General features: G+C 66.1%; 22 protein-coding genes and 1 tRNA gene. 15 read left to right on the forward strand and 8 right to left on the reverse strand.

What is annotated here, in order from left to right; genetic code table 11:
* Nucleotides 1–87: 87 nt before the first annotated feature.
* Together QM748_RS00570 and QM748_RS00575 are read left to right on the forward strand one after the other, a co-directional pair.
* Nucleotides 88–762 (forward strand): hypothetical protein, encoded by a 675-nt coding sequence (locus QM748_RS00570; RefSeq protein ID WP_415245155.1) that lies wholly within the window; start codon nucleotides 88–90, stop codon nucleotides 760–762.
* Complete coding sequence (locus QM748_RS00575) at nucleotides 731–2,296, forward strand: rhodanese-like domain-containing protein (RefSeq protein ID WP_415245156.1); 1,566 nt, start codon at nucleotides 731–733, stop codon at nucleotides 2,294–2,296. The genes QM748_RS00570 and QM748_RS00575 overlap by 32 nt, the downstream gene beginning before the upstream one ends.
* A 113-nt stretch (nucleotides 2,297–2,409) precedes the next feature.
* On the opposite strand, the gene secF is transcribed toward QM748_RS00575, so the two are convergent.
* The 5 genes from secF to queA all read right to left on the reverse strand — a co-directional run bounded on the left by secF (nucleotide 2,410) and on the right by queA (nucleotide 7,937).
* Nucleotides 2,410–3,342 (reverse strand): protein translocase subunit SecF, encoded by a 933-nt coding sequence (secF, locus tag QM748_RS00580; RefSeq protein ID WP_415245157.1) that lies wholly within the window; start codon nucleotides 3,340–3,342, stop codon nucleotides 2,410–2,412.
* A gap of 25 nt (nucleotides 3,343–3,367) precedes the next feature.
* Complete coding sequence (gene secD / locus QM748_RS00585) at nucleotides 3,368–5,233, reverse strand: protein translocase subunit SecD (RefSeq protein WP_415245158.1); 1,866 nt, start codon at nucleotides 5,231–5,233, stop codon at nucleotides 3,368–3,370.
* A 127-nt stretch (nucleotides 5,234–5,360) separates the two neighbouring features.
* A complete protein-coding gene (gene yajC / locus QM748_RS00590) occupies nucleotides 5,361–5,684 on the reverse strand; it encodes a preprotein translocase subunit YajC (RefSeq protein ID WP_415245159.1) in 324 nt (107 codons plus the stop codon).
* A gap of 92 nt (nucleotides 5,685–5,776) precedes the next feature.
* A complete protein-coding gene (tgt, locus tag QM748_RS00595; RefSeq protein WP_415245160.1) occupies nucleotides 5,777–6,889 on the reverse strand; it encodes a tRNA guanosine(34) transglycosylase Tgt in 1,113 nt (370 codons plus the stop codon).
* Nucleotides 6,879–7,937 (reverse strand): tRNA preQ1(34) S-adenosylmethionine ribosyltransferase-isomerase QueA, encoded by a 1,059-nt coding sequence (gene queA / locus QM748_RS00600; protein WP_415245161.1) that lies wholly within the window; start codon nucleotides 7,935–7,937, stop codon nucleotides 6,879–6,881. The genes tgt and queA overlap by 11 nt, the downstream gene beginning before the upstream one ends.
* A 112-nt stretch (nucleotides 7,938–8,049) precedes the next feature.
* Between queA and QM748_RS00605 the strand changes: the two genes are divergently transcribed.
* A tRNA-Leu gene (locus QM748_RS00605) sits at nucleotides 8,050–8,134 on the forward strand.
* A 167-nt stretch (nucleotides 8,135–8,301) separates the two neighbouring features.
* Here QM748_RS00605 and QM748_RS00610 read toward each other — a convergent pair.
* Nucleotides 8,302–9,198 carry a LysR family transcriptional regulator gene (locus tag QM748_RS00610; RefSeq protein ID WP_415245162.1) on the reverse strand — a complete coding sequence of 299 codons (897 nt, stop codon included), beginning with the start codon at nucleotides 9,196–9,198 and terminating at the stop codon, nucleotides 8,302–8,304.
* Between the two features lie 145 nt (nucleotides 9,199–9,343).
* On the opposite strand from QM748_RS00610, the gene QM748_RS00615 reads away from it, so the two are divergent.
* The 4 genes from QM748_RS00615 (at nucleotide 9,344) to tilS (ending at nucleotide 12,883) form a co-directional block, all read left to right on the forward strand.
* Nucleotides 9,344–9,691 (forward strand): HPF/RaiA family ribosome-associated protein, encoded by a 348-nt coding sequence (locus QM748_RS00615; RefSeq protein ID WP_415245163.1) that lies wholly within the window; start codon nucleotides 9,344–9,346, stop codon nucleotides 9,689–9,691.
* A 75-nt stretch (nucleotides 9,692–9,766) separates the two neighbouring features.
* Nucleotides 9,767–10,432: a Bax inhibitor-1/YccA family protein gene (locus QM748_RS00620; protein WP_415245164.1), complete on the forward strand. Its 666-nt coding sequence runs from the start codon at nucleotides 9,767–9,769 to the stop codon at nucleotides 10,430–10,432.
* A 155-nt stretch (nucleotides 10,433–10,587) separates the two neighbouring features.
* Nucleotides 10,588–11,553: an acetyl-CoA carboxylase carboxyltransferase subunit alpha gene (locus tag QM748_RS00625; RefSeq protein ID WP_415245165.1), complete on the forward strand. Its 966-nt coding sequence runs from the start codon at nucleotides 10,588–10,590 to the stop codon at nucleotides 11,551–11,553.
* 4 nt (nucleotides 11,554–11,557) lie between these two features.
* Complete coding sequence (gene tilS / locus QM748_RS00630) at nucleotides 11,558–12,883, forward strand: tRNA lysidine(34) synthetase TilS (RefSeq protein WP_415245166.1); 1,326 nt, start codon at nucleotides 11,558–11,560, stop codon at nucleotides 12,881–12,883.
* Between the two features lie 22 nt (nucleotides 12,884–12,905).
* Here the strand turns inward: tilS and QM748_RS00635 are convergent, their stop codons facing one another.
* Nucleotides 12,906–13,511, reverse strand: coding sequence for a response regulator transcription factor (locus QM748_RS00635; RefSeq protein ID WP_415245167.1), 606 nt, complete (start codon nucleotides 13,509–13,511; stop codon nucleotides 12,906–12,908).
* Nucleotides 13,508–15,484: a sensor histidine kinase gene (locus tag QM748_RS00640; protein ID WP_415245168.1), complete on the reverse strand. Its 1,977-nt coding sequence runs from the start codon at nucleotides 15,482–15,484 to the stop codon at nucleotides 13,508–13,510. The genes QM748_RS00635 and QM748_RS00640 overlap by 4 nt, the downstream gene beginning before the upstream one ends.
* 212 nt (nucleotides 15,485–15,696) lie before the next feature.
* Between QM748_RS00640 and QM748_RS00645 the strand changes: the two genes are divergently transcribed.
* The 8 genes from QM748_RS00645 to QM748_RS00680 all read left to right on the forward strand — a co-directional run bounded on the left by QM748_RS00645 (nucleotide 15,697) and on the right by QM748_RS00680 (nucleotide 23,188).
* Nucleotides 15,697–16,701: a TRAP transporter substrate-binding protein gene (locus tag QM748_RS00645; RefSeq protein ID WP_415245169.1), complete on the forward strand. Its 1,005-nt coding sequence runs from the start codon at nucleotides 15,697–15,699 to the stop codon at nucleotides 16,699–16,701.
* 67 nt (nucleotides 16,702–16,768) lie between these two features.
* Nucleotides 16,769–17,488 (forward strand): TRAP transporter small permease, encoded by a 720-nt coding sequence (locus tag QM748_RS00650; protein WP_415245170.1) that lies wholly within the window; start codon nucleotides 16,769–16,771, stop codon nucleotides 17,486–17,488.
* Complete coding sequence (locus tag QM748_RS00655) at nucleotides 17,485–18,768, forward strand: TRAP transporter large permease (RefSeq protein ID WP_415245171.1); 1,284 nt, start codon at nucleotides 17,485–17,487, stop codon at nucleotides 18,766–18,768. The genes QM748_RS00650 and QM748_RS00655 overlap by 4 nt, the downstream gene beginning before the upstream one ends.
* Nucleotides 18,769–18,921: 153 nt before the next feature.
* Nucleotides 18,922–19,575 (forward strand): DedA family protein, encoded by a 654-nt coding sequence (locus QM748_RS00660; RefSeq protein ID WP_415245172.1) that lies wholly within the window; start codon nucleotides 18,922–18,924, stop codon nucleotides 19,573–19,575.
* Nucleotides 19,576–19,709: 134 nt separating this feature from the next.
* Nucleotides 19,710–20,135 carry a nucleoside-diphosphate kinase gene (ndk, locus tag QM748_RS00665; RefSeq protein ID WP_263462078.1) on the forward strand — a complete coding sequence of 142 codons (426 nt, stop codon included), beginning with the start codon at nucleotides 19,710–19,712 and terminating at the stop codon, nucleotides 20,133–20,135.
* 97 nt (nucleotides 20,136–20,232) lie between these two features.
* A complete protein-coding gene (gene rlmN / locus QM748_RS00670) occupies nucleotides 20,233–21,381 on the forward strand; it encodes a 23S rRNA (adenine(2503)-C(2))-methyltransferase RlmN (RefSeq protein WP_415245173.1) in 1,149 nt (382 codons plus the stop codon).
* On the forward strand, nucleotides 21,378–22,181 hold the full coding sequence (gene pilW, locus QM748_RS00675; RefSeq protein ID WP_415245174.1) for a type IV pilus biogenesis/stability protein PilW: 804 nt from the start codon (nucleotides 21,378–21,380) through the stop codon (nucleotides 22,179–22,181). The genes rlmN and pilW overlap by 4 nt, the downstream gene beginning before the upstream one ends.
* Entirely contained in the window at nucleotides 22,178–23,188 is a 1,011-nt protein-coding gene (locus QM748_RS00680; RefSeq protein ID WP_415245175.1) for a helix-turn-helix domain-containing protein, read from the forward strand. Before pilW ends, QM748_RS00680 begins: the two co-directional genes overlap by 4 nt.
* Nucleotides 23,189–23,198 lie beyond the last annotated feature (10 nt).

Raw genomic sequence — 23,198 nt, forward strand, 5'->3', positions numbered from 1 at the left:
CCCTGCATCGGTGCCGGAGACAAGGAGATTCCTGTGAGTACTGTAAGTGAGCAACGCCAGCAGGCTGTCGGTGAAGCCATCGTGCAGATGAAACGCGCCATCGGTGATACCGGGGCCACGCGCACGGCCCTTGCCACCGTGCTGGCCTCGCTGGAGTCGATCGCCGCCCGGACCGAGTTGTGGCAGGCGGCCGACTTCCCTCCGCCCGAAGATGGAGAGCACCAGGCTCGTTATCTGATCGCCGAGGACCCGGACCAGAGCTATGCGCTCTATCTGAACGTGATGCGCCCGGGCAAGAAGATCGTGCCGCATAACCACACGACCTGGGCCTGCATCGCGGCGGTCGAAGGCACCGAGGTCAACCGCATCTACGAGCGCATCGACGACGGCTCCGTGCCGGGCGTGGGCAGGCTGCGCGAGACGGCCCGCGTTCTGGTGGAACCCGGCCACGGCGTCGCCTTGATGCCCGACGACATTCATTCGGTGCAGATCGAAGGCGAGCAGATCATCCGCCATCTGCACATGTACGGCCGTGCGCTGGAGACCCTGAACCAGCGCACCGCCTACGACCTGGAGAAGGGATCCTGTCAGACCATGGGCATCGGCGTGCAGACCCGCCGTTCGACGGATCTCGTTCGGGCCTGCCTTCTTCCCTTCTGCGAGCCGACGGCCGCATCGCCGATCATTCCCATCCCTGGCATTCATGACCATCGAACGCATAACCCCGTTCTTGCTGAAGACCTGGCTGCACGACGGCGATGAAATCGCCGTGCTCGATGTCCGGGAGCATGGCCAGTACGGCGAGGCCCATCTTTTCCATGCCACGCCGCTGCCCTACAGCCGGCTGGAGCTGGAGATCCGGCGCCTGGTGCCGCGGCTGGATGTGCGTGTCGTGGTGTATGACGACGGCGGCGAGGGGGCCGGCGTGGCGTCGAACGCAGCTGCGCGGCTGGCGGCGCTGGGTTATCGCCGCGTCTGCGTGCTGGATGGCGGGACGCGCGCCTGGCAGGCTGCCGGCCATGTGCTGTTCGCCGGCGTCAACCTGCCTTCCAAGACCTTCGGCGAACTGGCCGAGAAGATCTATCACACCCCACGGGTGACTGCGCAGCAACTGGCGGCCATGATCGCCGGCCCCTCGCCGGTGGTGGTGCTCGATGGCCGACCGGTGCCGGAGTTCCGCAAGATGAACATCCCGACGGCCATCTGCTGCCCCAATGGCGAGCTGGCGTATAGGGTGCGATCCCTCGTGCCTGATGACAGCACGCCCATCGTGATCAACTGCGCCGGCCGCACGCGCTCGATCATCGGCGCACAGACGCTGATCAACCTCGGCATCCCCAATCCCGTTTACGCGCTGGAGAACGGCACCCAGGGATGGTTCCTCGCCGACCAGGCGCTGGAGCACGGTGGCAGCCGGCGTTACCCCGACGGCTCGGGCACGCCGGTTCTGCGGGATGCGGCATGCCGGCTGGCCGAGCGCTTCGAGGTGCCGACCGTGAGCGCTTCGACCGTGCGGGCCTGGGCTGAGGACCCCGGCCGGACGCTGTTCTTGTGCGACGTGCGCACACCGGAGGAATTCGCCGGGAGCAGCCTGCCGGGCGCGCAGCATACTCCGGGTGGCCAATTGATGCAGACCTTCGATCAGTACGTCGGTGTGCGCGGCGCCCGGCTGGTGCTGTTCGACGACGACGGCGTGCGTGCGCCCACGGTGGCCAGCTGGCTGCGCCAGATGGGGCACGACGCCTGCGTGCTCGAAGGAGGCTTGTCCAGCGGCTTGTCGCTGCAGGCCTCTCCTGTTCCTGTGCCGCCCGTGCTGGGAGGCATTTCCGTTCAGGCCCTTGCGGCGCGGCTGGAACGTGGCGACATCGTCGTCATGGACCTTCGCCCCGGCATGGCATACCGCGCCGGCCACATCGATGGCGCCCGCTGGTCCATCCGGCCCCGGCTCGCGGCCGATCTCGCAGGTGAAACGCGCCAGGCCGTGCTGGTCGCCGACGAGCCCGCAGTGGCGGCCTGGGCCGTGACGGGGTGCCGATTGGCACACCCGCCGCTGCTGCTGGAAGGCGGCATGACAGCCTGGCGTGCAGCGGGCTTGGCCGAGGTGGCCACACCCGACGTTCCTGGTGATGCGGACTGCATCGACCATCTCTTCTTCGTGCATGACCGGCACGACGGCAACAAGGAAGCCGCGCGCCGCTACCTGGCCTGGGAGACGGGGCTGGTCGGCCAGCTCGATGAGCAGGAGCTGGCATCTTTCCGATTGCCAGCCGATCCGGCTGCGTCGCGCGACGCCTGATCGACGAGCAGCGCCCTGTCCGGGGGCTTTATCCTGCTGATGAGCCTGCCGCTTGTAGTCCAGAAATGAAGAAGGCGCCCCTGGGGGCGCCTTCTTCCGCAGGCCGGGTCGCATCAGACCACGGCTTCTTCCTTTTCCTTCTTCACCTTCACGAACTGCTCGCGCTTCATGCCGAGCCAGATCGCCAGCGGGCTGGCGACCAGCACCGAGGAGTAGATGCCGAAGCAGATGCCGATGGTCAGCGCGAGGGCGAAGTAGTACAGCGTCTCGCCGCCGAAGACCAGCATCGACAGCACCATCATCTGCGTGCTGCCGTGGGTGATGATGGTGCGCGAGATGGTGCTGGTGATGGCGTGGTCAACGACCTGCTCGGTGGTGTAGCCGCGTTTCTTGCGGAAGGTCTCGCGCACGCGGTCGAAGATGACCACCGACTCGTTCACCGAGTAGCCCAGCACGGCCAGCGTCGCCGCCAGCACGGCCAGCGAGAACTCCCACTGGAAGAAGGCGAAGAAGCCCAGGATGATGATGACGTCGTGCAGGTTGGCGATGATGGTGGCCACGCCCAGGCGCCATTCGAAGCGCAGCGCCAGGTAGACGACGATGCCGATGATCACCAGCAGCAGCGCCATCGCGCCGTCGCTGGCAAGCTCCTTGCCGACCTGCGGGCCGACGAACTCGACGCGGCGCAGTTCCGGCGCAGGAGCGTCCATCTTGTTCAGCGTGGCCATCACCCGGTCGGCGATGCCGTTGCTGTCGATGTCGTCGCGGTTGGGCAGGCGGATCAGCACGTCGCGGGCGCTGCCGAAGTGCTGCACCAGGATGTCGGTGTTGCCGTCGGCCGCAAGCGCACTGCGGATCGGCTCCAGTTCCTGGGCCTCGCTGTAGATGACTTCGACCAGCGTGCCGCCGGTGAACTCCACCGACAGGTGCAGGCCGCGGGTGGCGATGAAGAACACTGCGAGCAGGAAGGTGAGGAAGGAGATCGCGTTGAACACCAGCGAGTGGCGCATGAACGGGATGTCTTTCTTGATGCGGAAGAATTCCATGATTGTGCGTTCCCTTGTTCCGCGCTCAGTTGCTGTCCGGTTTCCAGATCTGGCCGATGGACAGACTGTCGATCTTGCGCCGGCGGCCGTAGATGAAGTTGATCAGCATGCGCGACACCAGGATGGCGCTGAACATCGAGGTCAGGATGCCGAGGCAGTGCACCACGGCGAAGCCGCGCACCGGGCCGGAGCCGAATACCAGCAGCGCGATGCCGGCGATCAGGCTGGTGACGTTGGAGTCGAGAATCGTGCCCCAGGCGCGGTCGTAGCCGGCAGCGATGGCGGCTTGCGGACTCGAACCGTTGCGCAGCTCCTCGCGGATGCGTTCGTTGATCAGCACGTTGGCGTCGATCGCCATGCCCAGCGTCAGCGCCATCGCGGCGATGCCGGGCAGCGTCAGCGTGGCCTGCAGCAGCGACAGCAGCGCCACCAGCAGCAGCAGGTTGGCGGCCAGCGCGATCGTCAACACGACGCCGAACAGCGCGTAGTACAGGCACATGAAGATCGCGATGGCGATGAAGCCCCACAGCGTCGAGTGGAAGCCCTTGGAGATGTTGTCGGCGCCGAGGCTGGGGCCGACGGTGCGCTCCTCGATGATCTCCATCGGCGCGGCGAGCGAGCCGGCGCGCAGCAGCAGGGCGACGTCGTTGGCTTCGGTGGTGGTCATCGCGCCGGAAATCTGCACGCGGCCGCCGCCGATCTCGGTGCGGATCACCGGTGCGGTGACGACTTCGCCCTTGCCCTTCTCGATCAGCAGGATGGCCATGCGCTTATTGACGTTTTCGCGCGTGACGTCGCGGAAGATGCGCGCGCCGGCGGCATCGAGCTGCAGGTGTACCGCGGGCTGGTTGGTCTGGCCGTCGAATCCGGGCTGGGCGTCGGTGAGGCGGTCGCCGGTCAGCACGACCTGCTTCTTGACCAGCAGCGGGCCGCCGCCGCGTTCGGAATACAGCTCGGTGCCGAAGGGGATGCTGCCGCCCAGCGCGGCTTCGAGCGCGCCGGGGGTGTCATCCACCATGCGCACTTCCAGCGTCGCGGTGCGGCCGAGGATGTCCTTGGCCTTGGCGACGTCCTGCACGCCGGGCAGCTGCACGACGATGCGATCGGCGCCCTGCTGCTGGATCACCGGCTCGGCGACGCCGAGCTCGTTGATGCGGTTGTGCAGCGTGGTGATGTTCTGCTTGATGGCGAAATCGCGCATCGTCTGCTGCGCCTGCGGCGTCAGCGTGGCGACCAGGCGGAGGTCGTCGGCGCCGGCGTCGCGGTCGGCCAGCTGCAGATCGTTGGTATTGTCCTGGATGGCGCGGCGGCCGGCGTCGCGCTGGGCAGCGTCGCGGAAGCGGATGACGACGGTGTTGCCTTCGCGGCTGATGCCGGCGTGGCGGACGTTCTTGTCGCGCATCAGCGTGCGCAGGTCGCCGGTGGTGGAGTCGAGGCGCTTGGTCAGCGCCCCCGGCATGTCGACTTCGAGCAGGAAATGCACGCCGCCGCGCAGGTCGAGGCCGAGGTACATCGGCAGCGCGTGGATTGCGGTCAGCCAGGCGGGCGAGGCCGGCAGCAGGTTGAGCGCGACGACATAGGACGGGTCTTCGGCATCCGGATTGAAGGCGCGCTCGATGACGTCCTTGGCGCGCAGCTGGATGTCGGTGCTGGCAAAGCGGGCACGCACGCTGCCGGCGTCGGAGAAGATGCCGCCGTGTTCGATGCCGGCATCCTTGAGCGCACTGGCGACACGGTCAGAGGCCGCGGCGGCGTCGAGCTTGAGGGTGGCCTTGGCGCTGGACACCTGGACTGCGGGAACCTCGCCGTAGAAATTGGGCAAGGTGTAGATCAGACCCCAGAGCAGCACGAGGCCGATCATGAGGTTCTTCCAGAGGGGGTAGCGATTCATCGTCGGCGGCAGACAGTATGGTGCCGGGCCGCGGCCGCTGCCTGGGGCAGTGGTGGGCGGGGCGACCGGTGTTGCGCAAAGCCGGGCGACCTCTCGGGGAGGACGCCCGGCTCCACGGCAAATGGGATCAGAGGGACTTCAGCGTGCCCTTGGGCAGCACGGAGGCGACAGCCTGCTTCTGCACCGCGATCACGGTGTTGGCGGCGACTTCGACCTGCACGAAGCTGTCGCCGACTTCGGTCACGCGGCCGGCGATGCCGCCGCCGGTGATGACCTCGTCGCCCTTGGCCAGGCCCTCGACCATGGCCTTGTGTTCCTTGGCGCGCTTCATCTGCGGGCGGATCATCAGGAACCACAGCACGATGAACATCAGGATCAGGGGCAGCAGGCCCATCAGGCCGCCGGTGGGGTCGCTGCCCGCAGCTTGGGCATAGGCATTGGAAATCAGCACGTTGGTTACTCCGGGTTAGCGAAAAAGCGCTCGATTATAGCAGTTGCCGGCGAGTGCTCCGGCCGGGTGAGACGTTGTGTGGTGCCTGGGGTTCAATGCGTGCCGGTCGCGCGCTCTTCGCGGAAGCGGCGCACATAGGCTTCGAAAGCCTGGCCAGCGATGGCTTCGCGCAGTTCGGCCGTCAAGGTCTGGTAGTAGCGCAGGTTGTGCACGGTGTTGAGCATGCTGCCGAGAATCTCGCCGGTACGGTGCAGGTGGTGCAGATAGGCGCGGCTGAAGTTGCGGCAGGTGTAGCAGTCGCAGGACGGGTCGAGCGGGCGGGTGTCGGCCTTGTGCACCGCGTTCTTGATCTTGATGTCGCCGTAGCGGGTGAACAACCAGCCGTTGCGCGCGTTGCGGGTCGGCATCACGCAGTCGAACATGTCGATGCCGGCGGCCACGCCTTCGACGATGTCCTCGGGCGTGCCGACGCCCATCAGGTAGCGCGGCTTGTGCTGCGGCAGGCGCGGCGCGGTGTGGGCGAGGATGCGCGCCATGTCTTCCTTGGGCTCGCCGACCGACAGGCCGCCGATGGCGAAGCCGTGGAAGCCGATCTCTTCCAGCGCGCCGAGCGATTCGTCGCGCAGATCCTCGTACATGCCGCCCTGGACGATGCCGAACAGGGCGTTGGGGTTCTCGAGGCGGTCGAACTCGTCGCGCGAGCGGCGCGCCCAGCGCTGCGACAGCCGCATCGACTTCGCCGCCTCGTCGCGGCTGGCGGGGTAGGGCGTGCATTCGTCGAAGATCATGACGATGTCCGAGTTCAGCACGGCCTGGATCTGCATCGAGATCTCGGGCGTCAGGAACAGCCGGGCGCCGTCGATCGGGCTGGCGAACTTGACCCCTTCCTCGCTGATCTTGCGCAGCGCGCCCAGGCTGAAGACCTGGAACCCGCCCGAGTCGGTGAGGATGGGCTTGTCCCAGGCCATGAAGCGGTGCAGGCCCTCGTGGGCACGGATGATGTCCAGCCCCGGGCGCAGCCACAGGTGGAAGGTGTTGCCGAGGCAGATCTGCGCGCCGATGCCGGCGAGCATGTCCGGCGTCATCGCCTTGACCGTGCCGTAGGTGCCGACCGGCATGAAGACCGGTGTTTCGACCGTGCCGTGGTTCAGCGTCAGGCGGCCGCGGCGGGCGCCGCCGTCGGTGGTGAGGAGTTCAAACTGCATCGTGTTCGGCGTTTTCGTTGCGGGTGAGGAACATCGCGTCGCCGTAGCTGAAGAAGCGGTAGCGCTGGGCGATGGCGTGGGCGTAGGCGCGGCGGATCTCGTCCATGCCGGCGAAGGCGGAGACGAGCATCAGCAGCGTGGATCTGGGCAGATGGAAGTTGGTGACCAGCGCATCGACGACCTGGAAGCGGAAGCCGGGCAGGATGAAGATCTCGGTCTCGCCGCTGCCGGCGGCGAGCGGGCCGTCCTGCGCGGCGGCTTCCAGCGCCCGCATGCTGGTGGTGCCGATGGCGATGACGCGGCCGCCGGCGGCACGGGTAGCCGCGATGGCATCGATCGTCTGCTGCGGGATCACGTAGCGCTCGCGGTGCATGCGGTGCTCGCCGAGGTCGTTGACCCGCACCGGCTGGAAGGTGCCGGCGCCGACGTGCAGCGTCAGCCAGGCGCAGCGCGCACCCTTTGCCGTGATGCGGGCGAGGGTGGCTTCGTCGAAATGCAGGCCGGCGGTCGGCGCGGCGACCGAGCCGGGTTCGCGCGCGAACACGGTCTGGTAGCGGCTTTCGTCGTCGTCGCCGGCGGCGCGCTGGATGTAGGGCGGCAGCGGCAGCTTGCCGTGGCGCTCCAGCAGCGCGAACAGGTCTTCGCCGGCGGGAAAGCGCAGGTGGTAGAACTCGCCGGCGCGGCCGAGCACCTCGACCTCGAAGGCATCGGCCAGGCGCAGCATGCTGCCGGCCTTGGGCGACTTGCTCGCGCGTACCTGGGCGAGCGCCTCGTGCGGGCCGATGGCGCGCTCGATCAGCACTTCGACCTGGCCGCCGCTGGCCTTGACGCCGTGCAGGCGGGCGTGGATCACGCGGGTGTCGTTGAACACCAGCAGGTCGTTCGGGCCGATCAGCTCGGGCAGGTCGGCAAAGCAGCGGTCGAGAAAGGGGGCATCCTTGTCCGCCGGCGCGACCAGCAGGCGGCTGGCGCTGCGCTCGGCGAGCGGTGCCTGGGCGATCAGTTCCGGCGGCAGGGGGTAGTCGAAATCGTTCAGCGTGAGCTGCATGTAATCAGGTAATGAAATTGGATGGATGTCGGCAGACGAAAGCCTGCCGGTATGCAGTGGGCGTCCTGCTTGCCGCGGCGAGCGGTATTCGTGGATAATGCGCGCCTTCCCAGCCGGGATGGCGGAATCGGTAGACGCAGCGGATTCAAAATCCGCCGCCGCAAGGTGTGTGGGTTCGAGTCCCACTCCCGGCACCAGCGCACTGTCTGCGCACTCTTTCCAGGTTTTCCCTGCGCACTCCGCTTCGTTGCGCTCCTGCCGCCACGCAAGGGCGGGATTCTGGCGCATCGCCGGGGGCGATGGCAAATCCGCGTTTTCCTTCCGCGATGTCCGTCCGTGCCGTGGGGGCCTTTTGGGCACCGCCTCAATCCGGCTGCCGGCGCTCGTTCGCCGCGGCGCTGATCGCACGCACCGCGGGGTGGGTCAGCCTGCGCTCCACCGAGATGGCGTAATAGGTTTCGACGACGTCTTCTGCAGTGCCGAGGTGCACCATCGCATCCTGGCGGCAGAGCTGTTCGCCGACCGCCAGGGCGCTGGGGAAGATGCCGGCACCGGCTTCGGCGAAGGCGCGCATCAGCGCGCTGTCGTCGAATTCGCCGACGATGTGCGGCTTCAGCCCGGCGGCGTCGAGCCAGCGCAGCAGCGGGCCGCGCACCGCGGCTTCGCTGCCCGGCAGCAGCAGCGGCGCGCCATTCAGGCTGTGCGGAAAATCGCTGTTCAGGCTTGCGGCCAGGCCGGGCGCGGCGAAGAAGCCGATGGTCGATTCGCTCAGCTTGTGGCTGTAGCCGCGCACGTCCATGTTCGGCGGCATCGGGCCGTCGGCGAGCACGACGTCGAGCTTGTGGATCGCCAGTTCGCCCAGCAGGGCATCGAACTTGCCTTCGCGGCAGACGATGCGCATCGGCTCGGCCAGCGTCATCGACGGCGCCAGCAGCAGCCAGGCGATCGTCTTCGGCACCACGTCGGCGACGCCGACGCGGAAAGGGACGGCACGGCCGCTGGCACGGCTGCGGATCGCCTCTTCCAGTTCGTCGCCAAGACGGAAAATTTCTTCGGCATAATCGAGGGCGACGCGCCCGGTGTCGGTCAGCGCCAGCCCGCGCCCCTGGCGCTTGAACAGGCTGACGCCGAGTTCGGTCTCGAGCGTGGCGATCTGGCCCGACAGGGTTTGTGGCGCGAGTCCGGAACGTTCTGCGCCGCGCACGATCCCACCTGCTCGGGCGACGGTCCAGAAGTGATGCAGCTGCTTGTAGTTGATCATGGCCGGCTTCCGGGTATTGCGAATACTTCGAAAAAATCAGATTCATATTCTGTTGAACCGAGATTCTATCGAAGCGTCTGAGGTTTAGTATCCGACAGGCGTCCAGCCTGGCGGCAATGCGCAACAACCAATAAGGAGACTCGACATGCGAATCGATCTGCATTGTGAGGGCGTCGAAGCCGCCCCCGTCCTGCGTGACTACGTGACTCGCCGGATGGGCTTCGCAATCGGGCGTTTTCGTGACCATATCCAGTGGGCGCGCGTGAAAGTGGCTGACGTCAATGGCCCGCGCGGCGGCCAGGACAAGCGCTGCGTGGTACAGCTGCGCCTGCGCAACCTGCCCGACGTGGTATTCGCGATCACCCAGCTCGACGTCCGTGCTGCGGTCGATCAGGCTGCCGAACGTGTCGCCCGCGTGCTTGCCCAGCGCGTGCGCCGTGTTCAGCGTCCGAATCGGGCCCGCCTCGCCGAGATGCAGGCGCAGCCGGCCTGAGGCGCACCGGGCTGCCCGAGCCAATCAATCCCGATACATCCAAAACAACACCCCCTGACCGGAGGAAGCAAGACCATGGAAAACCGCCTTTCGACGACGACTCGCTCCGAAACATCGGTGCTGTCGACCAACAAGGTCATCCGCAACACCTACATGCTGCTGTCGCTGACGCTGGCCTTCTCCGCACTGACGGCCGGGCTGTCGATGGCGATGGGGCTGCCGCACCCGGGGATGATCATCACCCTGGTCGGCTATTTCGGCCTGCTGTTCCTGACGACCAAGTTCCGCAACAGCGGCCTGGGCATCCTGTTCGTGTTTGCGCTGACGGGCTTCATGGGCTTCACCCTCGGCCCGATCATCTCGGCCTATTTGTCGCTGCCCAACGGCGACACCATCGTGATGCAGGCGATGGCCGGCACTGCGGCGATCTTCCTCGGCCTGTCGGCCTATGCGGTGACCACCAAGAAGGACTTCTCCTTCATGGGCGGCTTCCTGATGGTCGGCATCCTGGTGGCCTTCCTGGCCGGCCTGGGCGCGATCTTCTTCGAGATCCCGGCGCTGTCGCTGACCGTTTCCGCCGCTTTCGTGCTGCTGATGTCGGGCCTGATCCTGTACGAGACCAGCAACATCATCCACGGTGGCGAGACCAACTACGTGATGGCGACCGTGTCGCTGTTCGTGTCGATCTTCAACCTCTTCACCAGCCTGCTGCACCTGCTGGGTTTCATGAACAACGACTGATCGCCGGTTTGCCGGAATCGCGCGCGGGGTGGTTGCCGAAAGGCGGCCACCCCGCTTGTTTTAGGTCCCGAGCCGGGCTGCTGTCGGAATGCGATGGGCCCGGCCCGGCCCGTGTGGCGCTACAATGGCGCACATTTCTCAGTGGGAACGGTTGGATGAAGACCACTTTTCTGGATTTCGAACAGGCGGTTGCCGAACTGGAAGCGAAGATCGACCAGTTGCGTTTCGTGGCGGACGACCCTGCCGTGGACATCTCCGAGGAGATCGCCCGCCTCGAAGCCAAGAGCCAGTCGCTGACCAAGGACATTTACGCCAAGCTGACGCCCTGGCAGATCGCGCAGGTCGCGCGCCACCCGCAGCGGCCCTATACGCTCGACTACGCCCAGCACATCTTCACCGATTTCGAGGAACTGCACGGCGACCGCGCATTTGCCGACGACAAGGCCATCGTCGGCGGTCTGGCGCGCTTCAACGGCGAGAGCTGTGTCGTCATCGGCCATCAGAAGGGCCGCGACACCAAGGAAAAGATCGCGCGCAACTTCGGCATGCCGCGGCCCGAGGGCTATCGCAAGGCGATGCGGCTGATGAAGCTGGCCGAAAAATTCGGCCTGCCGGTGTTCACCTTCGTCGATACCCCGGGCGCCTATCCCGGCATCGGCGCCGAGGAGCGCGGCCAGTCCGAGGCGATCGGCCACAGCATCTACCTGATGGCGGAACTGCGCGTGCCCATCATCGCCACCATCATCGGTGAAGGCGGCTCGGGCGGTGCGCTGGCGATCGCGGTCGGCGACCAGGTGCTGATGCTGCAATATTCGACGTATTCGGTGATCTCGCCCGAAGGCTGCGCTTCCATCCTGTGGAAGAGCGCCGACAAGGCGGCCGAGGCTGCCGAGACCATGGGCATCACCGCGTCGCGGCTGAAATCGCTCGGCCTGGTCGACAAGGTCGTCAATGAGCCGATCGGTGGAGCCCATCGCGATCATCGGGCGATGGCGGCGTCGCTGAAGCTGGCGCTGGCTGATTCGCTGCGCCAGGTGGAGCATCTGTCGCCTTCCGAACTCGTGGCGCAACGCTACGAGAAGCTGATGAGCTACGGCCGCTTCAAGGAAGTGGCGGCCTGAGGCGATGTTGCTGGAGGCCGCTTCCCGCAGCTTGAAGGCCGCGGGAGTCGGCCCGGGCGCGCGCCTGTGCTGCGCGCTGTCGGGCGGCGTCGACTCGGTCGTACTGCTTCATGTTCTGCATGGCCTGGCTCCGCGCCTGGGCTTTTCCCTTCAGGCGGCTCACGTCCACCATGGTCTCAGCCCGAATGCGGATGCATGGGCCGAAGCCTGCGGGCAGCGCTGCGCCGAGTTGCAGATTCCCTTTTCCTTGTTCCGTGTGACCGTGCGGCACGACGATGCCGCCGGACTCGAAGCCGCAGCCCGGCGCGAGCGCCATGCCGCGCTCGATGGCCTCGATTGCGACTGGCTGGTGCTGGGCCATCATCTCGATGATCAGGCCGAGACTCTGCTGTTCCGCCTGCTGCGTGGCAGTGGCGTGCGTGGCGCGGCGGCGATGGTGGCATTCGAGCCGCCGCAAGCCGGCCGGCCGGGGCGGTTGCGGCCGCTGCTCGACTGCCGCCGTGCCGGGATCGAGGCCTGGGCGCGCAGCCACGGACTGAGCTGGGTCGAGGACGAAAGCAATGCCGTGCTCGACTACAGCCGCAACCACCTGCGCCATCGGGTGCTGCCGGTGATCGGCGAGCGCTTTCCCGCGGCAGTCGCCACGCTGGCGAGGGCCGCGGGACACTTTCGTGAGGCAAGTGACCTGCTGGACCAGCTTGCCGAACTCGATCACGCCGCCTGCGGTGGGCAAGTGCTGAGATGCGAACGCCTGCTGGCGCTGCCCGATAGCCGCATCGCCAACCTGCTGCGCTGGCTGGCACGGCGGCAGGGCTTCCGTGCGCCGAGCCGGGCGCGGCTGGGAGAGGCGCTGCGCCAGATGCGCGCGGTACCCGCCGCCCGTCCACTGCGGCTGGATCTCGGCGAGCTGGCCTGCTGCGTCTACCGCGGCGAACTATGGCTGGAGGAGAATCTTGCCGAGCGCCTGCAGCCGCAGTCCTGGCAAGGTGGCGGACAGCTGCCGTGGGGGGCGGGCAGCGTCGATTTCCGTTCTGCTGTCGGTGAGGGCGTGGCCCGTGCCGCAGTCGACGGCTGCAGCCCGGTCGTGCTGGATGTGTGCCGGCCGGGCCTGCACATGCGTCTGGGCGCGGGGCGGCCGCGGCGCAGCTTCAGGAAGCTGTGCCAGGAGGCGGGGATTCCGGCCTGGATGCGCGGGCGTCTGCCCGTGCTGTGGATCGGTGACGAGGCTGCCTGGATCGGCGGCATCGGTGTTGCCGCGGATTTCGCCTGCAAGGCCGGAGAGGCCGGCCTGGTGCCGGAGTGGAGCCCCCGGAGCGGAGCGGGCCCGTAGCAGGCGCTCGGCAGCGGCGGTTTCAACTGCGCAGATCTGTCAGTATCTGCGCCAGTTCCACTGCAGAACGAACCGCCATCTTGTCGAAGATGCGGGAGCGATGCGCCTCGACGGTGCGCATCGAGATCGAGAGCTCGTCGGCGATGACCTTGTTGTACTTGCCTTCCAGGATCAGCTCCATGACTTCGCGTTCCCGCTGGGTCAGGGTTGCCAGCCGGGCCTCGATGGCTTCGCGGTCGGCGATGGCGCGCTGGCGCTCGGCATCGAGCGCAAGGGCTTTTTCCACCAGTTCGACGAGATCATGGTCGTTGAAGGGTTTCTCGATGAAATGGAAGGCGCCTTTCTTCAGCGCCGCCACTGCCATCGGCACGTCGCCGTGGCCGGTGATGAAGATCACCGGTAGGCCGCAGCCGCGCGCCAGCAAGGTGTCGAAGCACTCGAGTCCGCTCATTCCCGCCATGCGGATGTCGAGCACGATGCAGCCCTGCCATTCCGGCCGCCAGGCTGCGAGGAACTGCTCGCCGCCTGCCCAGGCCTGGCAGGCGACGTTGCGTGTCTTGAACAGCCACTGGAGGGCGTCGCGGATGGCGTCGTCGTCGTCGATGATGTGCGCGCAGGGCGGATTCATGCGTTTTCCACGGGAAGCGTCAGGGTGAAGATGGTACCGCCGCCGGGCGCGGCGTCGAAAGTGAGGCGGCCATGGTGGAGTTCGGCAATGGAGCGGCAGATGTTGAGCCCCATGCCCATGCCCTCGGTCTTGGTGGTGAAGAAGGGTTCGAACAGCCGGGCGGCGGTGTCGGCCGGGATGCCGCAGCCGTGATCGGTGACCTGGACGATGGCCGAGTGGCCTTCGAGCCGGGTGGCGACGTGCACCTTCCTGTCGGCGGGCGAGGTGTCGCGCATCGCATCCATGCCGTTGCGCACCAGATTGACGACGATCTGCTCGATCATCACCGCATCGGCCTTGACCGGGGGAAGTGCCGGCGCCAGGTCGAGGACGAGCTGCATGCGCCGCTTGCGGACGTCTGCTTCGATCAGGCTGGCGGCGTCGCGGACGACGGTGTTGAGGTCTATCAGGTCGAGCCGAGGCTCCGAGCGGCGCACGAAGTCGTGCACCCGGCGGATGATCTCGCCCGCGCGGCGGGCCTGGCGCCCGATCTTGCGCTGGATGTCGAGCAATTCGTCGCGGTCGGTGTCGGTGGCCTGCAGGTGATGCAGGCAGCCGTCGGCATAGCTGGCGATGGCAGTCAGGGGCTGATTGAGTTCGTGAGCGAGCGTGGACGCCATCTCGCCCATCGTGATGAGCCTCGATGTGGCCTGCAGCCGCTCTTCCTGTTGTTGCGTCAGCTCGTGGGCGCGTTTCTGCTCGGTGATGTCGAGCACCGAACCCATCCAGCCTGCTTGCCGGCCGCTGGCATCGATCAGCGGCGCCTCGAACAGCAGCACATCGACCATCTCGCCATTCTTGCGGCGGAAGCGCAGTTCGACGCCGTCCGGTGTCGAGCCGATGTCCTCGAGGCGGTCGAGCAGTTCCTGGCGCTGTTCGATGTGGTTCGGCAGCCAGTAGGGCAGCGGCGGCCTGAGACCGACCAACTCGTCGGCACTGTAGCCGGTGATGCGGCAGAAGGCGGAGTTCACATAGGTCAGGCGGCCATCGAGGTCGCGGGCGCGCATGCCCGTCAGCATCGAATCCTCCATCGCCTTGCGGAAGGCGGACTCGGCGCGCAGCGCCACCTCGGCCTGCTGGCGCCGGGCAAGCTGGCGCCGGAGCTGCCGCACGCTCCAGACGATGGCGCCGCCGAGAATCACGATGGAGGCGGTCAGCAGCAGCGGAATCCAGCGCGTGTCCGGTTTGTAGGCGGTGATCTGCAGGCTCAGGCCGTGCCCGGGCGGCTCGAAGGGAATCCGGTAGTCGAGCTGCGGGGATAGCGGCGCAACCTTCGACTTGGCGGCGATCTCGCGTCCGTCGCTGTCGAGGACGGCGACCCGGTAGCGTGTCGAGAACCACCAGGGCAGATCGCGCACGACGATGTCGTTCAGCGAGTAGATGCCGGTCACCACGCCCTTCGATGCATTGTCGGACCAGACCGGAATATGCACCTCGAAGCGATGCTTGCCGTTGCTTCCGGGATAGGGCGGACCGTACGTGGGGCGGCCGATGTTGCGCGCGAGCTGGAAGGGGGTCTCGGCAAGGGAAAGATCCGCCGCCTCGTCCGGGTCCGGGGCGGGGAGCGGCGGCATGGCGCCGACCAGGGCGCCATCCGGGCTGCGCCAGAGGATGTGGACCAGCCCCCGCCCCTGGGTCAGCAGGTGCGCCAGGCGGGCTTCGGTCTGCCGCTCCAGCCGGGGGGCGAACAGGTCGGGGCCGAGTTGCTGGAGGTCCGCTTCGTTGCGATCGAGTTCGAAACGAAGGTTCTGCTCCATCCACAGCACGTCGCTGATCAGCGTGGAGCGCTGCTCGTCGGCGTCGTACTGGCGCGTCAGCCAGACGAGCGCGGCGATCGCGGCGAGGAACAGCGGCAGGGCGAAGTAGGAGATTCGGCCCACCCAGCGGGCCCGTCGGGTGGCGGCCTGGGGGACGGGGGCATCGGCATGGGTCATGAGCTCTGAGCGCAGGTACGGCGGGTATGAGCGCGGATGGTACCCGGCGGGAACTGCGGATTTCCACAATAGAAGCTGTTGGCGGGTACAAAGGATACTGATGGGGCTGTGCAGAAAAACTTATCGGTGCAGTCAGCCGCGTTGGGCACCATCGTCCGGCGGGGGAATGCAAACGTCAATATGAACACCGTTCATCCGGAGGGGAGAAATCCATGAAGATCCGTGCACTTCTGCTGGGTTTGGTCGCTGTGGGCCTGTCGGCCGCTGCTGTCGCCGCTGACCCGATCATCATCAAGTTCAGCCACGTCGTGGCCCAGGACACGCCCAAGGGCAAGGCTGCGGAAAAATTCAAGGAGCTGGCCGAGAAGTACACCAGCGGCGCGGTCAAGGTCGAGGTCTATCCCAACAGCACGCTGTACAAGGACAAGGAAGAGATGGAAGCGCTGCAGCTCGGCGCAGTGCAGATGCTGGCGCCTTCGCTGGCGAAGTTCGGCCCGCTGGGCGTGCGCGAGTTCGAAGCCTTCGATCTGCCCTACATCTTCAATGGCTACGATGCCCTGCACAAGGTGACCAAGGGCGCGGTCGGCCAGCAACTGCTGGACAAGCTGGAGCCGCGCGGCATCAAGGGCCTGGCCTACTGGGACAACGGCTTCAAGTCCTTCTCGGCCAACAGCCCGATCACCAAGCCGGAAGATCTGCGCGGCAAGAAGATGCGCATCCAGTCGTCCAAGGTGCTGGAAGAGCAGATGCGCCAGCTCAAGGCCTTGCCGCAGGTGATGGCTTTCTCCGAAACCTACCAGGCGCTGCAGACGGGCGTGGTCAACGGCACCGAGAACCCGCACTCCAACCTGTACACGCAGAAGATGCATGAAGTTCAGAAGCATCTGGCGGTGACCGACCACGGCTACCTCGGCTATGCGGTGATCACCAACAAGAAGTTCTGGGACGGCCTGCCTGCGGATGTCCGCACGCAGCTGGACAAGGCCATGGACGAGTCGACGGACTACGCCAACCAGATCGCCAAGGAAGAGAACGACAAGTCGCTGGAAGCGGTGCGTGCCTCGGGCAAGACCGAGATTCGTGTCCTGAGCGATGCCGAGCGCGCGGCCTTCATCAAGGCGCTGGTGCCGGTGCATAAGAAGATGGAATCGCGTGTGGGTGCGGCGACGATCAAGTCGATCTACGAAGCCACCGGCTTCGATCCCAGCAAATACTGATCGCTGACGGGCCGGTCCGACCCTGCCGTGCCCGCAAGGGCGCGGCAGCACTCATGGGAGAATCGCCATGGTATTGAAACTACTTGATCGCCTGGAAGAGTTCCTGGTCGCCTTCTTCATCGGCGCGGCGACCGTGATCATCTTCGTGGCGGTGGTGCACCGCTACATGGTCGGGATCGATTTCCCGGCGCTGCAGGACATCCTGCTCGAAATCGATCTCGGCTGGGCGCAGGAACTGTGCATCATCATGTTCGTCTGGATGGCCAAGTTCGGTGCCGCCTACGGCGTGCGCACCGGCATCCACGTCGGCGTCGATGTGCTGATCAACCACCTTTCCGACGCGGTGCGCGAAAAGTTCATCCTCTTCGGCCTGCTGGCTGGCGCACTGTTCACCGGCACCATCGGCACGCTGGGTGCCCACTTCGTGTGGGAAAACGGCATGGCCTACGCCGTGCTGAGCGCCCTGGGCGCGGATACGGGCAGCTTCTTCGAAGGTCCGGTCACGCCCGACCTCGAATGGCCCACCTGGATCGTGTATTCGGCGATCCCGCTCGGCTCCTACCTGATGTGCTTCCGCTTCCTCCAGGTCGCGGTGAGCTTCTGGCGCACGGGTGAGCTGCCGCACCACGATCACGGCCACGTCGATGGCATCGACGAGGAAGGCCACGTGCCGGTCGATGTGAACTACTTCGAGATGGACGACGATCTGCATCCGCACGACCTCAAGCACAAGCACCATCCGTACGAAAGCGACGATAGCCGCGACGGCAAGGGAGGCAAGAAATGAGCGCCCTGATTATCTTCCTGCTGCTCACGGTCCTGATGCTCACCGGCATGCCGGTGTCCATCTCGCTCGGCCTGACGGTGCTCAGCTTCCTGTTCTTCTTCACCGAAGTGCCGCTCGAATCGGTCGCGCTGAAGCTGTTCACCGGCATCGAGAAGTTCGAGATCATGGCGATCCCGTTCTTCGTGCTGGCGGGCAACTTCCTGACCCATGGCGGGGTGGCGCGGCGCATGATCGACTTCGCCACGGCGATGGTCGGCCACCTGCGCGGCGGCCTCGGCATGAGCTCGGTGTTCGCCTGCGCGCTGTTCGCCGCGGTGTCGGGTTCCAGCCCGGCGACGGTGGTGGCGATCGGCAGCATCATGATCCCGGCGATGATGAAGGTCGGCTATCCGAAGGAATTCGGTGCTGGCGTGGTCGCCTCGGCTGGTGGCCTGGGTGTGCTGATCCCGCCGTCGATCGTGATGGTGATGTACGCGGTGTCGACCAACAGCTCGATCGGCGCGCTGTTCATGGCGGGTGTCGTGCCTGGCCTGCTGTGCGCGCTGATGCTCGGCTTCACCACCTGGTGGGTGGCGCGCAAGGGCGACTATCCGCGTGAGCCCAAGCGCAGCCTCAAGGAGGTGTGGGTTGCCTTCCGCCGCGCGATCTGGGGCCTGGCGCTGATCATCGTGGTGATGGGCGGCATCTACTCGGGCATGTTCACGCCGACCGAAGCGGCGGCGATGAGCGCGGTGTACGCCTTCTTCATCGCGATCTTCGTGTACAAGGACCTGAAGCTGTCCGACGTGCCGAAGGTGCTGCTGAACTCGGCCAACATGAGCGCGATGCTGCTGTACATCATCACCAACGCGGTGCTGTTCTCCTTCATCCTGACCAACGAGCAGATTCCGCAGGGGATCGCGCAGTGGATCATGGACTCGGGGATGGGCATGATCGGCTTCCTGATCGCGGTCAACATCCTGCTGCTGGTGCTGGGCAGCTTCATGGAGCCGTCGTCGGTGATCCTGATCACCGCGCCGATCCTGTTCCCGATCGCGATGAAGCTGGGGATCGATCCGATCCACTTCGGCATCATGATCACGGTGAACATGGAGATCGGCATGATCACGCCGCCGGTGGGCCTGAACCTGTACGTGGCCAGTGGCATCGCCAAGATGGGCTTGACGGCGATGGCCAAGTCGGTGTGGCCGTGGCTGCTGACGATGCTGGTGTTCCTGATGCTGGTCACCTACGTGCCCATCATCTCCACCTGGCTGCCGACCGCGCTTGGCATGATGTAAGCGCCTTAAGCAAGCGAGGAGCGACGAAGCCCGGCGATGAGCCGGGCTTCGTGTTTTCTGCCTTGGGGGCGAGTGTTTCACCATGCATCCCGTCACATGCACGGGGGCATGCTCGGGTTAGAATCTCGCGCGCCTTGCCCGCCCGGAAACCTCATGGAATATCTCGCCTTTCTGGTCGACCTGCTGCTGCACGTCGATCAACACCTTGCTGCCTTGCTGGCCGAATACGGCAACTGGATCTACGCCATCCTGTTCCTGATCGTGTTCTGCGAGACCGGCCTCGTCGTCACGCCCTTCCTGCCGGGTGATTCGCTGCTGTTCGTGGCCGGTGCGCTGGCTGCCGGCGGCGGCATGGATCCGGCGATCCTGATCGGCGTGCTGTTCGCCGCCGCGGTGCTGGGCGATTCGGTGAATTACTCGATCGGCAGGCATTTCGGCGGGCGCATCTCGCAATGGCCGGACAGCCGCTTCTTCAACCGCCGTGCGCTGGAGCATACCCGCAGCTTCTACGAGCGCCATGGCGGCAAGACGATCATCATTGCGCGCTTCATGCCGCTGATCCGTACTTTCGCGCCCTTCGTCGCCGGCATGGCGCCGATGGACTACCGCCGTTTCGTCGCCTTCAACGTGGTCGGCGGTGCGCTGTGGGTCGGTCCGCTGGTGATGCTCGGCTACTGGTTCGGCAATCTGCCGGTGATCCAGGACAACCTGACGCTGGTGATCCTGGGCATCATCGCGCTGTCGCTGATGCCGCTGTTCATTGGCTGGCTGCGCCACCGCACAGAGGCGGCCCGCGCGCGGGCCTGAGTGGGAGGAGGGCAGCCGCACGATGCGGAAGGCTGGACGGCCGTGCCTGATGCCCTGTATGCAGTGTTGTCTCCGGGGCGGGATGGAAACCTGCTAAAATTCCCCGTTTTTTCAAACCCCGCTTGGAGCTTTTCATGGCAATCGAACGCACCCTTTCCATCATCAAACCCGACGCTGTGGCGAAGAACGTCATCGGCCAGATCTATGCCCGTTTCGAAGCGGCCGGCCTGAAGATCATCGCCGCCAGGATGGTGCACCTGTCCGAGCAGGAAGCCGGCCAGTTCTACGCCGTGCACAAGGAGCGTCCGTTCTTCAAGGATCTGGTCTCCTTCATGACTTCCGGCCCGGTGATGATCCAGTGCCTCGAAGGCGAGAATGCGATTGCCAAGAACCGCGAACTGATGGGCGCCACCGATCCGAAGAAGGCCGACAAGGGCACGATCCGCGCCGATTTCGCCGATTCGATCGACGCCAACGCCGTGCATGGCTCCGATGCGCCGGAAACCGCTGCCGTGGAAGTGGCTTTCTTCTTCCCCGGAATGAACGTTTACTCGCGCTGAGCGGTCCGTTCCCACGGCCCGTCGCGTACGCCACGGCGCCCAGGCGCCGCGCGCGGCGTGGTCGGGCCGTTTGCATTACAGGACTGAAGCTTCAGGCATGAGCACTTCCAAACCGGTCAATCTGCTCGATTTCGACGTCGACGGTCTCGTCGCCTGGTTCGCCGGGCTGGGCGAGAAGCCGTTTCGCGCCCGCCAGGTGATGCGCTGGATGCATCGCGAGGGCTGTGCGGATTTCGATGCGATGACCGACGTCGCCAAGGCCTTGCGTGCCAAGCTCAAGGATGCGGCGGTGATCGCCGCGCCGGTGCCGGTGCGCGACTCGGTATCGGCCGACGGCACGCGCAAGTGGCTGCTCGACGTCGGCAATGCCAACGCGGTCGAGACCGTGTTCATCCCTGAAGCGCGCCGCGGCACGCTGTGCGTGTCCTCGCAGGCCGGCTGCGCGCTCGACTGCGCGTTCTGCTCGACCGGCAAGCAGGGCTTCAACCGCAACCTGTCGGCGGCCGAGATCATCGGCCAGCTGTGGCTGGCCAACACCTTGCTGGGCGCAGCCCGGGAGGAAGGGCAGGAGGGCGGCCTGGAGCTCGAAGCGGGCGAAAAGGACAACGGCCGCATCATCAGCAACGTGGTGATGATGGGCATGGGCGAGCCGCTGGCGAACTTCGACAACGTCGTCACCGCCTTGCGCCTGATGCTCGACGACCATGCCTACGGCCTGTCGCGCCGCCGCGTCACGGTATCGACTTCCGGCATCGTGCCGGCGATGGACCGGCTGCGCGACGAATGCCCGGTGGCGCTGGCGGTGTCGCTGCATGCCTCCAACGACGGCTTGCGCGACAGGCTGGTGCCGATCAACCAGAAGTATCCGCTGCGCGAGCTGATGGCTGCCTGCCAGCGCTACCTGGAGCGTGCGCCGCGGGATTTCGTCACCTTCGAGTACGTCATGCTCGACGGCGTCAATGACAGCGAGGCCCATGCGCGCGAACTCGTCGCGCTGGTGCGCGACACGCCGTGCAAGTTCAACCTGATTCCGTTCAATCCCTTCCCGAATTCAGGCTTCCTGCGCTCGCCTGCGGAACGCATCCGCCGCTTTGCCGCTATCCTGATCGACGCCGGCATCGTCACCACGACGCGCAAGACGCGTGGCGACGATGTGGATGCGGCCTGTGGACAGCTTGCCGGCCAGGTCCAGGACCGGACCCGGCGCACGGTACGTCTGAAGCAGGCAACGGAGGAACGTTCATGAAGCCAAGATTCACCCTGGTCTGCGCGCTGCTTGCTGCGCTTGCCGCGGGATGCGCCACGTCACCCGGAACGCCGGGGCCGGGAGACTCCGCAGTCAGCCGGCCGATGTCCGACATATCGCCGTCGACACCGGCCGAAACGCGCGCCCGGGTACATGTCGACCTCGGCATGGCCTACTTCGAGATCGGGCGCACGGACGTGGCGCTCGACGAAGCGCGCATCGCCCTCAACGACAGCCCCGGCTATGCGCCTGCCTACCACCTGCTCGGGCTGGCCTACATGATGATCGAGGAGAACGGCCTGGCCCGGCAGAATTTCGAGCAGGCGCTGCGCAATGCGCCGGGCGATCCCGAGTTCAACAACAGCTACGGCTGGTTCCTGTGCACCCAGGGCGAGGAGGCGCGTGGGCTGGAGCGGCTTGCCCAGGCGGCCCGCAACCCGTATTACCGGCATGCGACGCGCCCCTATACCAATGCGGGCTTGTGCAATCTGCGGCTCCATGACTTTGCCGCCGCTGAAACCCAGTTTCTTGCCGCCGTGCAGGTCGATGCGTCGAACAACCAGGCGCTCTATCAGCTGGCGGACATCGCCTATCGCGGCGGACGCTATGATCAGGCCAGCGCTTTCCTGATCCGCCTGCATCGGCAGAGCAATCCGACGGCGGCCTCGGTCTGGCTCGGCCTGCGCACGGAGCGCCGGCTGGGCAACCGGGATGCCGAGGCCAGCTATGCAGCGCAGCTCGAGAGCCGCTTCGGCTCGTCCGAGGAATATAAGAAGATGATGCAAGGGAAGTACGAGTGAGCAGCATTCAATCCCAGGCGCCCGCTACGCCGGAAGCCGAATCGGTCGCAGCTTCTCCCGGCGCCCGGCTGCGCCAGGCGCGTGAACAGCGCGGCGAGTCGGTGAGCGAGACCGCGTTCGCGCTGAAACTGAATCCGCGCCAGGTGCTTGCGCTGGAGTCGGACGACTTCGCCGCACTGCCGGGCATGGCCTTCGTCCGCGGCTTCATGCGCAACTATGCGCGCTACCTCGGGCTCGATCCCGCGCCGCTTCTGGACGAGGTTCAGCGCCTGAGCGGCGGTGCCGCGGTCGATCTGACACCGATCCGCAATGCCGAAGGGGAGATGCCGAGCGGCAGCGGCTCGAAGGTGCGCACCGCGCCGATCGGCTGGATCGTGCTGGTGCTGGCGCTGGCGCTGCTGGTCGGCTGGTATTTCGACTGGTTCCAGACCGAACCGTCGGTTGCTGAAACCACATTGGAAGCGCCGGTGATGGGAGGCGTCCGCATCGAGCCGGCTCCGCCGCCGGCAACGATGGCCCCGCATGCCGTGATGCCGCCGGCAACGGCCGAGCCTGCAGCCGCGGCGGGTGAGGGAGCGGTGGCCGGCATTCCGGTGGCCGGCACCCCGGTGGCCGGCATTCCGGCTGTCTCGGATGCGGTGTCGCCGGAATCCGTGCCGTCAGCCGCAGGAGGCGCGGAGACAGTCGCAGTCCCCAGCGGCTCCAGCGCTTCCGAAGCCGCCTCGGCACCTGCCGGGCCGGGCGCAGAGACGCCAGCGGCTCCGCCGGGCAGCGGGGGGCTGACCTTCCGCTTCAGCGGTGAATCCTGGATCGAGGTGCGCGATGCCAGCGGAACGATCGTGTATTCGGGCATCAACCGTGCTGGTGCCACGCGCAACGTCCAGGGCAAGCAGCCCTTCGCGCTCGTCGTTGGCAATGCGGCGAGCGTGAGCCTCGAATTCGATGGCAGGCCGGTCGATCTGGCTGCCCACACCAAGGTTTCGGTGGCGCGCCTCACCGTCCAGTAAAGATGTCGAC

This window comes from Thauera sp. (genome assembly GCF_047601425.1).
GTDB lineage: Bacteria > Pseudomonadota > Gammaproteobacteria > Burkholderiales > Rhodocyclaceae > Thauera.

Excerpts from the sequence above, each read along its gene's own strand:
- QM748_RS00615 (WP_415245163.1), top strand. The coding sequence starts at position 9,344 with ATGCGAATCGATCTGCATTGTGAGGGCGTCGAAGCCGCCCCCGTCCTG.
- ndk (WP_263462078.1), top strand. The coding sequence starts at position 19,710 with ATGGCAATCGAACGCACCCTTTCCATCATCAAACCCGACGCTGTGGCG.
- secF (WP_415245157.1), bottom strand. The coding sequence starts at position 3,342 with ATGGAATTCTTCCGCATCAAGAAAGACATCCCGTTCATGCGCCACTCG.
- tilS (WP_415245166.1), top strand. The coding sequence starts at position 11,558 with ATGTTGCTGGAGGCCGCTTCCCGCAGCTTGAAGGCCGCGGGAGTCGGC.
- tgt (WP_415245160.1), bottom strand. The coding sequence starts at position 6,889 with ATGCAGTTTGAACTCCTCACCACCGACGGCGGCGCCCGCCGCGGCCGC.
- secD (WP_415245158.1), bottom strand. The coding sequence starts at position 5,233 with ATGAATCGCTACCCCCTCTGGAAGAACCTCATGATCGGCCTCGTGCTG.
- queA (WP_415245161.1), bottom strand. The coding sequence starts at position 7,937 with ATGCAGCTCACGCTGAACGATTTCGACTACCCCCTGCCGCCGGAACTG.
- QM748_RS00610 (WP_415245162.1), bottom strand. The coding sequence starts at position 9,198 with ATGATCAACTACAAGCAGCTGCATCACTTCTGGACCGTCGCCCGAGCA.
- QM748_RS00645 (WP_415245169.1), top strand. The coding sequence starts at position 15,697 with ATGAAGATCCGTGCACTTCTGCTGGGTTTGGTCGCTGTGGGCCTGTCG.
- QM748_RS00635 (WP_415245167.1), bottom strand. The coding sequence starts at position 13,511 with ATGAATCCGCCCTGCGCGCACATCATCGACGACGACGACGCCATCCGC.
- QM748_RS00655 (WP_415245171.1), top strand. The coding sequence starts at position 17,485 with ATGAGCGCCCTGATTATCTTCCTGCTGCTCACGGTCCTGATGCTCACC.
- QM748_RS00640 (WP_415245168.1), bottom strand. The coding sequence starts at position 15,484 with ATGACCCATGCCGATGCCCCCGTCCCCCAGGCCGCCACCCGACGGGCC.
- QM748_RS00620 (WP_415245164.1), top strand. The coding sequence starts at position 9,767 with ATGGAAAACCGCCTTTCGACGACGACTCGCTCCGAAACATCGGTGCTG.
- QM748_RS00650 (WP_415245170.1), top strand. The coding sequence starts at position 16,769 with ATGGTATTGAAACTACTTGATCGCCTGGAAGAGTTCCTGGTCGCCTTC.
- QM748_RS00625 (WP_415245165.1), top strand. The coding sequence starts at position 10,588 with ATGAAGACCACTTTTCTGGATTTCGAACAGGCGGTTGCCGAACTGGAA.
- rlmN (WP_415245173.1), top strand. The coding sequence starts at position 20,233 with ATGAGCACTTCCAAACCGGTCAATCTGCTCGATTTCGACGTCGACGGT.
- QM748_RS00660 (WP_415245172.1), top strand. The coding sequence starts at position 18,922 with ATGGAATATCTCGCCTTTCTGGTCGACCTGCTGCTGCACGTCGATCAA.
- pilW (WP_415245174.1), top strand. The coding sequence starts at position 21,378 with ATGAAGCCAAGATTCACCCTGGTCTGCGCGCTGCTTGCTGCGCTTGCC.
- QM748_RS00570 (WP_415245155.1), top strand. The coding sequence starts at position 88 with ATGAAACGCGCCATCGGTGATACCGGGGCCACGCGCACGGCCCTTGCC.